Below are 13,830 nucleotides of genomic sequence, written 5' to 3'. Positions count from 1 at the left end.
GATAGGGGATGCTAATAAATATAAAGACGTTCAGGAGGATGGGATATGTATGGATTTATCGCGAGACAACCCATTTTTAACCTCGATATGAATACCGTGGCCTATGAGCTGCTTTTCAGGGACGGAATGACCAACCGTTTCCCCGATGTGTCGGCGGAATATGCCACGTCCAGAATGATATCAGACCAGTTCTTATCCGTGCCGTCCCAGCGCATCGCCGGGGAACATACGTCGTTTATCAATTTTCCTTCCCGGATGATCATCGACCGCAGCGCTGAGGCGCTGGACAAAAACAACGTGGTCATTGAGATCCTGGAAGATGCTGACCCGGGTGAGGCGCTTTTGCAGGCCGTGAGAGAAGTGTATGAGCACGGGTACTGCTTTGCGCTCGATGATTTCACTCTCGCACCGGAATGGGATGTTTTCTTGCCCTATATTTCCATCATCAAATTCGATGTCCAGAATTACACCTTAGCGCAAATTCAAAATTACCTGAGTGAGCGTAAAAGCCTGACCGGGCATATTAAATATCTGGCTGAAAAAATTGAGACTAAAGAGGAATTCAAACAATACAGCGATGCCGGATTTTCTCTTTTTCAGGGATATTTTTTCTGTCGTCCGGAGGTGATTAAATATAAACGGCTATCGCAAAATCAGCTTGCAATTTTCCGTCTGCAAATGGAAGTAGGACGCAATAAACCTGACTTTCGAATCATCGAGGCGTTAATCAAAAGCGACCTCACGCTGTCCTATAAAATCATGCGCTATATGAAGCACACCGCTTTTAAACACATGGGGGCCTGTAATTTCAGCAAGTTAACGCTGAGTGAAGTGCTGAGGTATCTTGGAGAAAATCAGCTCAGAAGGTTTGTAGCCGTTGTAGTGCTGGCAAGTGCAGCCAACGACACCGTCACCGAGCTTTACCCGATGAGTATGATGCGCGGGAAATTCTGTGAACTGATTGCCGAGAAACTGAACGAGCCGATGCTGGCTGAGAATGCGTTCATGTGCGGTCTTTTCTCACTGCTTGATACCCTGCTTGAGCTGCCGATGGCAGAGCTGATGACGCAAATTGCTGTCCCGCAGAGCGTGAGTAATGCGTTGTGCCATCAGGAAGGGCAGTTAGCGGACATGGTTCGCCTCTGCCAATACTACGAGCAACAGCAGTGGGATGAGGCAAGCAGAATAAGTCACGCGCTGGGGCTGGCAGAGGAAGACATCGTAGAGGCGATGAGGAAGGCCACGATCTGGGCCGGGGAGAACGCCGTCAGTTAATCGTTCCTCACTCCGCTAAGACGGAGTGAGGAAGAAAGCCTGGCCGCTTACCGGCCCGCTTTTAATTTCTGGTAATACTCTTCATAGATGCGGCTTGCGTCACCGACATCGTTTTGCCACTCGCCTTTACTGATGGTTTGCGCATCCGGATAGAGCGATTTGTCGTTCGCGACGGCCGGGCTGAGCAGCTTACGCGCAGCGAGGTTCGGGGTGGGATAACCAATGGTCTCCGCAACCTGTTTCGCGACGTCCGGGCGCAGCAGGAAGTTAATTAGCTTCAGGGCACCGTCAACGTTCTTCGCGTTTGCAGGAATAGAGAGGCTATCCATCCAGAAGATCCCGCCTTCTTTCGGCCACACTACCTCCAGCGGCGTACCGGCCTGACGGGCAACATACGCGGAGCCGTTCCACACCATGCCCAGATTCACTTCGCCTTCCATATACGGGTTTGCCGGGTTATCAGAATTGAATGCCGCCACGTTAGGCATCAGCTTTTTCAGCTCGTTATAGGCCGCTTCAATCTCTTTCGGGTCCGTCGTATTGCCTGAGTAGCCGAGCTTACGCAGCGCGACCTGGAACACTTCGCGCGCGTCGTCGGTTAACAGCAGGCTGCCTTTGTATTCCGGTTTCCACAGATCGGCCCAGCTTGTAACGGTTTTCGGATCGATAGCCTCGCTGTTGACCCCAATGGCGGTTGCGCCCCAGATGTAAGGAATGGAGTAGTCGTTATTCGGGTCAAACGGCTTATTGAGCATCTCCGGATCGAGATTGTTGAAGTGAGTGAGCTTCGTTTTATCGATCTTCTGAATCATGCCCTCTTTGCGCATTTTATCGACGAAATAGGTCGACGGGACGACCAGATCGTACGCGCCTTCTTTGTAAGTTTTGAGCTTGGCGTACATGGTTTCATTCGACTCATAGGTAGAATAGATAACCTTGATGCCCGTCTCTTTCGTGAACTGCTCCAGCAGGCCTGGTGGCACATACTCGGTCCAGTTATAGAAATAGAGCGTTTTGCTGTCATCAGCGTGCGCGGCACCCATTCCGAGCACCAGTGCCGCAGCGGCAAGCATTTTTTTCATTTCATTGTCCCCTGAGATTTTGTTTTATCACGAGCAATAACCTGGCTGGCAATCACCAGCACCAGCGAGAACACTAACAGTATGGTCGCCAGCGCGTTCACCTCGGGCGAGACGCCGACTTTCACCATTGAATAGATCTTCAATGGCAGAATTTCATAACTCGGGCCGGTGACGAAGGAGGAGACCACCACATCGTCCATCGACAGGGTAAAACTCAGCAGCCATCCGGCAGCAACGGCGGGCATCGCCAGCGGCAGGATGATTTTGCGCAGGATGGTCATCTCACTGGCACCCAGATCTTTTGCGGCTTCCAGCATGCGCACGTCAAACCCTTTCAGGCGTGCGAAGACGGTGACCACCACAAACGGCAGGCAGAAAGTGATGTGGGAGAACAGCAGTGACCAGAAGCCCAACTGGACGCCCAGCAGCATAAACAGCACCAGCAGCGAAATCGCCATGACGATATCCGGCGACATCATCACCACAAACAGCATCCCGCTGACGAACGGTTTACCCCGGAAGCGATAGCGGTAGAGCGCCACGGCGGTAAGCGAACCAATCAGCGTGGCGAAGGTGGCGGAGAAAATCGCCATCGTCAGGGAGTGCTGAGCAGCCTGCAGCAGGCTGTCGTTGTTCATCAGCAGGCTGTACCAGTTGGTAGTGAAACCTTGCCAGTTGATGCCGAAACGCGAGCTGTTAAACGAGTTCACGATCAAAATAATGATCGGAATATAAAGATACGCATAGATGGCGGTCATAAAACCGCCGCGAAGCAGTCGACCGATCATTCGAGTTCCACCTTTTTATTCAGTAATCGTGAAGCACGCCAGTAGATCAACAGCATCAGGCCCATCACCACCGTGAGCGTAATGCTGGTGGCGGAACCGAACGGCCAGTCGCGAATGTTCAGGAACTGACTCTTAATCACGTTGCCGATAAGCAGGTTTTTCGCGCCGCCCATCAGGTCGGACACGTAGAACAAGCCCATTGCCGGCAGCATTACCAGCAGACAACCTGCAATGATGCCGGGCATGGTCAACGGAATGATAATCCGGATAAAGGTCTGCAGTTTGCTGGCGCCCAGGTCTCTCGCAGCTTCCAGCAGCGGTTTATCCAGCTTCTCAATGCTGGAGTAGAGCGGCATCACCATAAAGGGCAGCAGGATGTAGACCAGACCCACAATGACCGCACCCGGCGTAAACATGATGCGCACTGGCGTATCAATCACGCCCAGCCACAACAGGAACTCGTTCAGATAGCCTTTGGTGCTGAGGAAAATTTTCAGCCCGTAGATGCGGATCAGGGAGTTGGTCCAGAAAGGCACGATCAGCAAAAAGAGCAGCAGTGGACGCACTTTTTGCGGCAGACGTGCCAGAAACCATGCAAAGGGATAACCCAGCACCAGGCAGGCAACGGTGGCGATCAGCGCCATATTAAGCGAGTGCAACAGCACGTCAAAATAGAGCGGATCGAGCAGACGCGAGTAGTTGTCCAGCGTAAAGACCAGCTTTACGAAGTCAGTATCGTCGCGGGTCAGGAAGCTGGTGGCGATGATCATCAGGTTGGGTAAGAAGACAAACAACACAAGCCAACCGACGATAGTAGCAATCACCACATTCTGGAATTTACTTGTGTTCTTCATCAGCCAGTACAACCTCCCAGCTTTCTACCCAGTTGATAACCATTTTCTGGTCGAGGGAGTGGTCGAAATCAGGGTCGTCCTCATTAAAGAACTCACTGACCATCACCATCTTACCGTTTTCCAGTTCGACGACAGACTCCAGCGTCATCCCTTTATAGTTGCGCTCCCGGATATAGCCAATCAGGCCCTCGGCATCAGTATTGCCGTGGATCTCTTCAACGCGCAGATCCTCCGGGCGCAGCAGGACGTTGAGCTTTTGCCCTTTTTCGACGACAAAATTCACGGTGATATTGCACTCGCGGCCTTCTACGTTGGCCCGCACGCGCTGTTCGTCCAGGCGTTCAATCACCGTGGCGTTGAAAATGTTGATCTCCCCAATGAAGCTGGCCACGAACAGGTTTTTCGGCTCTTCATAGATTTCACGTGGCGTACCGTCCTGCTCGATTTTGCCGTCACGCATCACCACGATACGGTCCGACATGGTGAGTGCCTCTTCCTGATCGTGGGTAACGAAGACAAAGGTAATGCCGAGCTTGCGCTGCAGGGCTTTAAGCTCGTTCTGCATCTGCTTGCGCAGTTTGTAGTCCAGCGCGGAAAGTGACTCATCCAGCAGGAGCAGACGCGGTTTATTGACCACAGCGCGGGCGATAGCAACGCGCTGCTGCTGGCCGCCGGAAAGCTGGTGTGGCTTACGCTGGGCAAATTCTTCCAGTTGCACCATGCGCAGCGCGTCGGTAACGCGAGCAGGGATCTCGCTGGCCGGCGTTTTTTGCATCCGCAGGCCAAATGCGACGTTCTCGAACACGGTCATGTGCGGAAACAGGGCATAGCTCTGAAAAACGGTATTCACGTGCCGCTCTTCGGCGGGAACCTGGGTGATATCCTGGTGTTCAAGGTGGATGTGACCGCTATCGACGTTTTCCAGTCCGGCGATAAGGCGCAGTACGGTTGTCTTGCCGCAGCCAGAGGGGCCAAGCAGCGTGAGGAACTCACCGTCATTGATGGTCAGGTTGAGCCCGGAAATAACATCTTTACCATCAAAACTTTTACGAATTCGTTCCAGTTGCACCAGCGGTGAACGTGAACGGGATTGTGTATTCAATTTTTGCGCTGTCCCATATAGACGCTCCGGGATGCAGACCGAAGCGGGGTTTGTGTGTAACCACCTTGGTGACTCGTAATGAGGGCGGACATTCTACGGCAAACCACTGTAATCGCCAATCCTTGTCACTGATTCATAAGCTACATTTACTAACGGATACGATATAAACGGAAAATATTCTCGTTTGCGGGATAAAAGTGACCTGACGCAATATTTGCCTTTTGATGCTTATTGATAATGTTGTCACAAAAAGTGAGGGTGACTGCATGGATAAATTACTTGAGCGTTTTTTACAGTACGTTTCGCTGGATACCCAATCTAAACCGGGTGTCCGCCAGGTGCCAAGCACCGAAGGCCAGTGGAAGTTATTAAACCTGCTCAAAGAGCAGCTCGACGCCATGGGGCTGGTTAATGTCACGTTAAGCGAGAAAGGCACTGTGATGGGAACGCTGCCTGCGAATGTATCCGGTGATATCCCGGCGATTGGCTTTATCTCCCATGTCGACACCTCTCCGGATTTTAGCGGTAAACATGTGAACCCGCAGATTGTTGAAAACTACCGCGGCGGTGACATTGCGCTGGGGATTGGTGACGAAGTGCTGTCGCCGGTGATGTTCCCGGTGCTGCACCAGCTGCTCGGTCAAACGCTCATCACCACCGACGGCAAAACGCTGCTGGGTGCCGATGACAAAGCGGGGATTGCCGAGATCATGACGGCGCTGGCGGTGCTGAAAGAGAAAAATATTCCGCACGGGGATATCCGTGTCGCCTTTACGCCGGATGAAGAGGTCGGCAAAGGGGCAAAACACTTCGACGTAGAGGCCTTTAACGCGAAGTGGGCCTATACCGTCGACGGTGGCGGCGTAGGGGAACTGGAGTTCGAGAATTTCAACGCCGCGTCCGTGACAATCAAAATCGTCGGAAACAACGTTCATCCTGGCTCCGCCAAAGGGGTCATGGTGAATGCGTTGTCGCTGGCGTCGCGTATTCATGCGGAAGTTCCGCCAGAAGAGAGCCCGGAACAGACCGACGGTTATGAAGGTTTTTATCACCTGACCAGCATTAAGGGCACCGTAGACAGTGCGCAGATGCACTACATCATTCGCGACTTTGACCGTAAAGCATTTGAAGCGCGTAAACGTAAGATGATGGAGATAGCCAAAAAGGTCGGTAAGGGCCTGCATCCGGATTGTTATATCGAGCTGATTATCGAAGACAGCTACTACAATATGCGCGAGAAAGTGATGGCACATCCGCATATCCTCGATATCGCGCAGCAGGCAATGCGTGACTGTGATATTGAACCGCTGTTAAAACCGATTCGTGGCGGCACAGACGGTTCGCAGCTGTCGTTCATGGGGCTGCCTTGCCCGAATCTGTTTACCGGTGGCTACAACTATCACGGCAAGCACGAGTTCGTGACGCTGGAAGGAATGGAAAAAGCGGTGAAGGTGATTGTGCGAATTGCGGAGCTGACCGCGGCGCGGTAAGGACAAAAAAAAGGCCGGGTCAGGCGAAGCCGCCACCCGGCACGCTTTTCTTTACGGTTTAGTCCTCAAAGAACCAGTACCCGCTGTTCACCAGCGCGGCGAGCATCGCGAGGAAAGAGGGATCTTCCAGCGCATCGCCAAAGGTATCGGCCGTTAAGGTCAGGTGGCTGGCAATAGCCTCCAGCGCCGGACGGTGAGGGGAGTCCAGCTTCTCGCCGTTAACGAAAACATCTTCACCGATGCGCAGTACGCGCAACCCGCCCAGACGAACCAGTTTGTCGCCCTGCTGCAGTGCGTCATAAATCTCGTCGGCCTGGTATGGCGGCTCTGGCGGTGCCACATCCAGCTCATGGCGTGACTGGCTGATAAACTCACCAAACCACTGGCTGAAATGCGCCGGTTCATTGATCAAATCCAGCATCATACCGCGAAGCTTGTCCAGTTCGGCTGGCACAATATCGGCCGGGTGCTCGCGTGCAGGCACATCCGGATCGCTGTAACGATGGCTGCCCAGTTCACGCTGCAGCACGTAGTCAGCAAAGCCGCTGATCATTTCGCGACCGCTTGGTGCGCGGAATCCGACGGAGTAGTTCAGCGAGTTTTCCAGCGAATACCCTTCGTGCGGGAAGCCTGGTGGGATATAGAGAATATCACCCGGCTCCAGCTCTTCATCGATAATCCCTTCAAACGGATCGACCTGAAGCAGGTCCGGATGCGGGCAGTGCTGTTTCATCGGCACTTTGTCGCCCACGCGCCAGCGGCGGCGGCCTGTACCTTGAATGATGAACACGTCGTACTGGTCCAGATGCGGACCAACGCCCCCTCCTGGCACGGAGAAGGAGATCATCAGATCGTCCATTCGCCAGTCGGGCAGGGCGCGGAACGGACGCATTAACGCCGCAGTCGGTTCATGCCAGTGGTTAACCGCCTGAACCAGTAATGACCAGTTGTTTTCACCGAGGTGATCGTAGCTTTCGAAAGGACCGTGGCTGACCTGCCATTTCCCGTCCTGGTGGCTTACCAGGCGACTGTCGACTTCGCTCTCCATGGCCAGGCCGGCCAGTTCGTCAGGGGAGAGGGGATCGACAAAATTGCTGAACCCGCGTTTAAGAACGACCGGGCGTTTCTGCCAGTAACGTTCAATAAATTCGGGCCAGTTAAGTGTTAAGTGATAATCCATATTTTTTTATTCCGCAGGCTCTTACTGACTCGGATTATAACGGAAGCACAGGAGCCTGGGTGCGAGATCCTCGCATTTTTCACATAACGGGTTAACTATCGTTCGATGTGGGCTGCTGGCGACCGAAAATGACCTCCATTCTGGCGCCTCCGAGTAAACTGTCTTCGGTTTCAATTTTTCCGTCGTACTGGTCGACGATTTCGCGTGCCACCGCTAACCCAACCCCCTGGCCGGGGCGCAACGTATCCGCACGCTGACCGCGGTCGAATACCACATCACGTTTATTGCGCGGGATCCCCGGGCCATCATCCTCAACGATAATATGCAATTCGTTATCCGTCTGACGCGCGGAAACTTCCACGAATTCCAGGCAATATTTACAGGCGTTATCCAGCAGATTGCCCATCACTTCCATGAAATCATTTTTTTCACCAACAAAGCTGATTTCGGGAGAGATATCGAGGCTGATATTGACCCCTTTGCGCTGGTAAACCTTGTTAAGCGCGGAGGTGAGGTTATCCAGAAGCGGTGCCACAGGATGCAGTTCGCGGCTCAATAACGCGCTGCCGGAACGCATGCTGGCACGGTGCAGATAGTAACCAATTTGCTGAGAAATACGGCTGATCTGTTCCAGCATCACCGGCTCGGCGTCATCAACGCTCAGCTTTGAGCTGCGCATCGAACGCAGGGTACTTTGCATCACCGCCAGCGGCGTTTTCAGGCTATGCGTGAGGTCGGTGAGGGTGGTGCGGTATTTATCATAGCGCTCACGTTCGCTTTTCAGCAGACGGTTGAGGTTACGCACCAGGCTTGTCAGCTCGCGGGTAGTCTCCGGGTTGAGCTTCTCACGATGATGTTCTTCCAGCTCGCGCACCTCTCTCGCCAGCGATTCGATGGGGCGTAAACTCCACCACGCGGCGAGCCACAGCAGCGGGATTACCAGCAGCAGATTCGCGGCCAGAACATAGACGAACCAGTTCCATACCATATAAGAACGTTTAAGCTCGACCGGGATGGTATCGACCACCACGATGGTTAACTGCGGCATGTTCATCGTGGCCGGGTAGAGGTTAATCGCCACGGAGTGCGTCATTTCTGTTTCGGCATCGTCTGCGCGGATCTCATTCAGCTTTTGCTGCAGGGAGCGGTCCTCGCGCAGCAGCGAGCTGGTGGTGTTCAGATCGGCTTCAAGTTCGTGGAAACCATTGGTCTTAAGCCATTCCGGACGAATACTTTTAACCAGCCATGGGATATCGCGTTGTGCCCAAAGTAGTTTTCCCTTTTCGTTATAAATCAGGGCCAGCGTCGGGCTTTGCTGGTTAAGGTTTTCCGGCATTTCTACGGTGATCGTGTTGTTTTCCCATTTCGCCAGGGTATAAAACAGGTTGCTTTCACCACGCAACAGTCGAAAAGTTGTTTTATCAAAACTGACGCTGTAGCCCACCAGAGCCACCATGCCGTAGGAGAGGGATAACACCAGCACGACGGCGGCCGTTGCCAGTAAAAAACGAACCCGCAGCGAGAGGGGCAGAATATGACGCAAGATCCCTTTCATTTAGCGTATTTCGAACAGATAACCCTGACCACGGACGGTCGTGATCACGTCCTGCGGGTACTCCACCTGAATTTTCTTGCGCAGACGTCCCATCAACACATCAATCGTGTGGCTCTCACGCAGCTCGGCATCCGGATAAAGCTGAAGCATTAAGGAGTCTTTGCTCACCACTTTGCCGCTGTTGCGGATTAACGTTTCCATGATGGTGTATTCAAACGCGGTCAGCTTAATGACTTCATTATTGATCGAGAATTCACGACGGGAGAGATCAACCTGGAAAGGGGGAATCGAAATCACCTGGGAGGCCAGGCCGCTGTTGCGGCGTAGCAGTGCCTGCATGCGTGCCGCCACTTCTTCGATGTGAAACGGCTTGGTGACGTAATCATCCGCGCCCGCGCTGAGCACTTCAACCTTGTCCTGCCAGCCTTCACGTGCGGTCAACACCAGAACCGGAAGGGAGACATCATGGCTGCGCCAGCGACGAATCAACGACAAACCGTCTTCATCAGGTAATCCGAGGTCGACGATGGCGATGTCCGGCAGGTGCTCATTGAGATAATAATCGGCTTCTTTTGCATCTTCGGCATCGTCCACCTGATGACCCATCTCCTGAAGCTGAACCTTCAGGTGATGGCGTAGCAATGCGTTATCCTCAACAACCAGTACGCGCATCATCTTTTCTCCCTATATGAATGATATGAATAGTTTAACGCTGATTATGGAGTTTGAAACCAGCGTCATGAAATTAAATGACTTTTTTCATGCTCCCGTACTGTTTGGGGCGTCCTGGGGGCATCGCTGTCGGCATCTGATTGTTCAGCATGTTGACCTGACCCTGGCGCATATCTCCTATCAACCTGGAATAAACCTCGTCGCCAATCCCAAGAAATCGAATTTTTTGAAAAATAGATCTCATTTGCTCGTGATTTTTTCTCTGGTGGAAAACGAAACGTAGATTTTGCGGCTCGGTTTTTCCAGATCAACATCATCCCATGCCAGGGCTCAAATCTTGCCAGGCCTCATTCCCGAGTGTAGGAGTACTATGATGATCAACGCCAATTTTCGGGGGAGGGCTGCAATCAGCGCCAGGTTCTCATGAAGTAAAAGTGGATCGGGATCTGCCTAAGATAGCCTAAGCCGCGATACACCCTCATAAGGAGCGTATAATATAAACCGACTTCGATATGCATGCTGCAGCATTTCCTATAAAACAGCCATTTGTTTATTAATTGTTGAAGGCGCATGGTCCTTTTTGACCCTGTCAGGGACTGAAGAGTTTAAGACCTGCCGGTCGGCAGTTCTTTGCTGCACTTCAGCATATCTCCATGATCAATAACTGACCGAACTGGATTTCACTTGCGATGACAATGCCAGGATTTCCAGCTTTTTTGATATAACTGCTATTTGCAATCCAGTCAGGGAGAATCTCGTGCCAGCAAATACCGCGATAAGTGAAACGCGATCCTGATTTTCCGTTATGAAATTTTACGAAAACTATATGTATTCAGTACGGGTATAATGGTGTGAATTACACAGAAGCAGAAAGAAGAGTCACAATGTATTTCACTGCGGTTTAGCAAACACACTCTTTACAGAATGCGACTCAGTAGTCTTTGGCAATAGATTAAAAAAACTGAATCTTTTATGGAATGGCAAAATTCCGGAGGGGTTCTCAATTGTATCGATATTAGAGAGCCCTCCTATATTGAACGGCCAGTCAAGCCTCCTTATGAATTTACTGTTTTAACCTTTACCTTGATTTATGACCTTATTGAAAAGTGGAAGAATCGCTCTTCTGTATTTGTGTTTGATTTTCGTTTTAAATGTTCTACGTGACATAAGAAGATTCCATAATTCCTTTTTTCTTAAATGGATGGTTTGTGAATCTTCCGGAATGTTGATAGTAGAATTTTGGGCTTCTTCAGAGAGATGAACTGGATGAGGCACTACCGAATATACTTCAACCAATGACATATCTTCGAATAGTCCCCATTTATCAGCCACAATCCAAACAGGATTAAGCCCTTTGAGTAAAGAGCACGCAGCCTTGTTGTTGATAATATAACTGTGCGTGGTAGTGGCATGTAAGGTCTTATGCAAATAATAGCCGGTGGAAATATTTTTTATTTTTTTTTGGAAAAACTTATTTGTACGGCTTAGTAAAATGACAGAAGGACGAACCTCTGGGACAGTAATGTGTTCCAAAACGTTTTTAAAATCATCATTTAAAACAACGTCATCCTCAAGAATAAGGGCTTCGCCGATCTTCTCATCAATCATTTTTTTATAAATTTTTTGATGACTTAATGCACAGCCGATCTCACCAGGAAGGAATGCATAATTAACGTTGGCAGTAACTCCCTTCCTTTCTTCTTCAGACATGAGTCTGCCATCTACTGCTTCGATAAACTCAGCTGAAAGACCTAAGGCATTCAGTTGCGCTTCCATTTTTTTACGACGTTCAACTGATTTTTTTAGATTTACGATAAAAATTTTCATTGTAGTTCCATGTTAAATAGCGAATCCCATCAGGAGATGCTTGCCCCTATCTCACGCATTTTTTCTAGTACTTTCTTCAACTCTTTATCATTCAATGCTAACTGTGCGGCCATGTAAAAGAGCATATGCATTCCCATAATTCTGGGCGTTTCGCCACCAGTATATTTCCTCCAGTGATTGCTGCCGGCAAGACCAGCTAAATCCGCCATTTGGAGACCTGTGAGACCAAGTTCTTCTTTAAGGAGCGCAAGGTCTTCTGTTGTAGGTGGTGTGTAATTATCGATCAGCGACATAATGCACCGGTAAGAGCCCCGCGAGGCTTATTTGTTAAAAGAATTTAATATACACAGATATAATGACTACTCTGGCATCAAAAGGTATAGCATTCATTGTTCTCACTTACGGGATGATGCGCGCAAGCGATTCGGGGCCATAAGGATGAAGGGTAGCCCCTTTAGGGCTTGTTGTCAATATGGATAACTCTATGGTGAGGCGGGTGAGCGCTCTATTGCTATTTCTGTGTTCTCTTTTCCACGGTCACGCTGATTATGTTGTTGTGGGGATAAACATTAAGTAAACCGGGGAAAAGCAGCCCCCTTTCCAGGCGGAAAGGGGGAAGGGAGGTTACTTCAGCTCGTCAACCATGGTGATGGCACGGCCGATATAGTTTGCCGGGGTCATCGCTTTCAGGCGGGTTTTCTCGTCTTCTGGCAGTTCCAGACTGTCGATAAACTGTTTCATGCCTTCGGCGTCTACGCGTTTGCCGCGCGTCAGCTCTTTCAGTTTCTCGTACGGTTTTTCAATGCCATAACGACGCATGACGGTCTGAATGGGCTCTGCCAGCACTTCCCAGTTGTGATCCAGCTCGTCCAGCAGACGGTCGCGGTTCACTTCCAGTTTGCTTACACCTTTCAGGGTGGACTGATACGCGATCAGCGCGTAGCCGATACCCACGCCCAGGTTACGCAGCACGGTGGAGTCAGTCAGGTCGCGCTGCCAGCGGGAAACCGGCAGTTTGCTCGCCATGTGCTGCAGCACCGCATTCGCCAGACCCAGGTTGCCTTCGGAGTTTTCGAAGTCGATTGGGTTGACTTTGTGCGGCATGGTTGAGGAGCCAATTTCACCGGCGATGGTCTTCTGTTTGAAGTGGTTCAGCGCGATGTAACCCCACACGTCACGATCGAAATCGATCAGAATGGTGTTGAAGCGAGCGATACAGTCAAACAGCTCCGCGATATAGTCGTGCGGCTCAATCTGGGTGGTGTACGGGTTCCACTGAATGCCCAGAGAGGTCACGAACGCTTCGCTGAACTGATGCCAGTCCACTTCCGGGTAGGCGGCGATGTGGGCGTTGTAGTTACCTACCGCACCGTTGATTTTACCCAGAATCTCGACCTGCTCCAGCTGACGATACTGACGTTCCATACGGTACGCCACGTTTGCCATCTCTTTACCCATCGTGGAGGGAGTGGCCGGCTGACCGTGGGTTCGGGACAGCAGCGGAATATCACGATATTCGACAGACAGTGCTTTTACCGCGTCGATGATTTTACGCCAGTAAGGCAGCACCACTTCTTTACGCGCGGTGGAGAGCATCAGCGCATGAGACAGATTATTAATGTCTTCTGAGGTACAGGCGAAGTGAATGAATTCAGACACGGCATGCAGAGCAGGCACGCTTGCCACTTTCTCTTTCAGGAAATACTCAACCGCTTTTACGTCATGGTTGGTGGTGCGCTCAATAGTTTTAATGCGCGCAGCATCTTCTTCGTTGAAGTCAGCAACGATTTTATCGAGGTAATCGTTTGCCTGGGCGTCAAAAGCAGGAACTTCCTTGATTGCTGCCTGGGCGGCCAGCTTTTGCAGCCAGCGTACTTCAACCTGAACACGGAACTTCAGCAAACCATATTCGCTGAAGATCCCGCGCAGCGCGCTGACTTTATCGCCGTAGCGTCCATCTACAGGGGATACGGCGGTCAGTGAGGATAATTCCATAATTCGCAAC

At 51.2% G+C, this 13,830-nt stretch carries 12 protein-coding genes; 2 read left to right on the top strand and 10 right to left on the bottom strand.

Translation table 11 applies throughout. From position 1 onward, the window contains the following. The first annotated feature begins 45 nt into the window (after positions 1-45). Positions 46-1,275, top strand: coding sequence for an EAL and HDOD domain-containing protein (locus AB6731_RS07225; protein WP_371006090.1), 1,230 nt, complete (start codon positions 46-48; stop codon positions 1,273-1,275). 47 nt (positions 1,276-1,322) lie between these two features. On the opposite strand, the gene potD is transcribed toward AB6731_RS07225, so the two are convergent. Genes potD through potA form a run of 4 tightly spaced genes read right to left on the bottom strand, consistent with a single transcriptional unit; the run spans position 1,323 to position 5,134 of the window. Continuing rightward, a complete protein-coding gene (gene potD / locus AB6731_RS07220) occupies positions 1,323-2,357 on the bottom strand; it encodes a spermidine/putrescine ABC transporter substrate-binding protein PotD (protein WP_014169602.1) in 1,035 nt (344 codons plus the stop codon). Then, on the bottom strand, positions 2,354-3,145 hold the full coding sequence (potC, locus tag AB6731_RS07215) for a spermidine/putrescine ABC transporter permease PotC (protein WP_014169603.1): 792 nt from the start codon (positions 3,143-3,145) through the stop codon (positions 2,354-2,356). Before potC ends, potD begins: the two co-directional genes overlap by 4 nt. Continuing rightward, on the bottom strand, positions 3,142-3,999 hold the full coding sequence (gene potB, locus AB6731_RS07210; RefSeq protein ID WP_020884651.1) for a spermidine/putrescine ABC transporter permease PotB: 858 nt from the start codon (positions 3,997-3,999) through the stop codon (positions 3,142-3,144). The genes potC and potB overlap by 4 nt, the downstream gene beginning before the upstream one ends. Beyond that, complete coding sequence (gene potA / locus AB6731_RS07205) at positions 3,983-5,134, bottom strand: spermidine/putrescine ABC transporter ATP-binding protein PotA (RefSeq protein ID WP_371006135.1); 1,152 nt, start codon at positions 5,132-5,134, stop codon at positions 3,983-3,985. The genes potB and potA overlap by 17 nt, the downstream gene beginning before the upstream one ends. A gap of 233 nt (positions 5,135-5,367) precedes the next feature. Here potA and pepT point away from each other — a divergent pair, with 233 nt between their 5' ends. Next, positions 5,368-6,591 (top strand): peptidase T, encoded by a 1,224-nt coding sequence (gene pepT, locus AB6731_RS07200; protein ID WP_047357245.1) that lies wholly within the window; start codon positions 5,368-5,370, stop codon positions 6,589-6,591. Positions 6,592-6,649: 58 nt separating this feature from the next. Here the strand turns inward: pepT and AB6731_RS07195 are convergent, their stop codons facing one another. The 6 genes from AB6731_RS07195 to purB form a co-directional block, all read right to left on the bottom strand. After that, positions 6,650-7,771 carry a cupin domain-containing protein gene (locus AB6731_RS07195; protein ID WP_032677894.1) on the bottom strand — a complete coding sequence of 374 codons (1,122 nt, stop codon included), beginning with the start codon at positions 7,769-7,771 and terminating at the stop codon, positions 6,650-6,652. A gap of 91 nt (positions 7,772-7,862) precedes the next feature. Next, positions 7,863-9,326 (bottom strand): two-component system sensor histidine kinase PhoQ, encoded by a 1,464-nt coding sequence (gene phoQ / locus AB6731_RS07190; RefSeq protein ID WP_032681238.1) that lies wholly within the window; start codon positions 9,324-9,326, stop codon positions 7,863-7,865. Beyond that, positions 9,327-9,998 (bottom strand): two-component system response regulator PhoP, encoded by a 672-nt coding sequence (gene phoP / locus AB6731_RS07185; RefSeq protein ID WP_221716723.1) that lies wholly within the window; start codon positions 9,996-9,998, stop codon positions 9,327-9,329. A 1,071-nt stretch (positions 9,999-11,069) separates the two neighbouring features. Then, positions 11,070-11,825 (bottom strand): glycosyltransferase family 25 protein, encoded by a 756-nt coding sequence (locus AB6731_RS07180; RefSeq protein ID WP_212479898.1) that lies wholly within the window; start codon positions 11,823-11,825, stop codon positions 11,070-11,072. A gap of 29 nt (positions 11,826-11,854) precedes the next feature. Further along, positions 11,855-12,118 carry an XRE family transcriptional regulator gene (locus AB6731_RS07175; protein ID WP_371006089.1) on the bottom strand — a complete coding sequence of 88 codons (264 nt, stop codon included), beginning with the start codon at positions 12,116-12,118 and terminating at the stop codon, positions 11,855-11,857. A 331-nt stretch (positions 12,119-12,449) separates the two neighbouring features. Further along, the gene (gene purB, locus AB6731_RS07170; protein ID WP_032681234.1) at positions 12,450-13,820 is read right to left on the bottom strand and encodes an adenylosuccinate lyase; all 1,371 of its coding nucleotides are present in this window, start codon (positions 13,818-13,820) and stop codon (positions 12,450-12,452) included. Positions 13,821-13,830: the final 10 nt, after the last annotated feature.

The organism is Enterobacter sp. RCC_40, assembly GCF_041360735.1.
In the GTDB taxonomy this organism is placed as follows: Bacteria; Pseudomonadota; Gammaproteobacteria; order Enterobacterales; family Enterobacteriaceae; genus Enterobacter; species Enterobacter ludwigii.
This window is presented reverse-complemented; position numbering and strand designations above follow the sequence as displayed.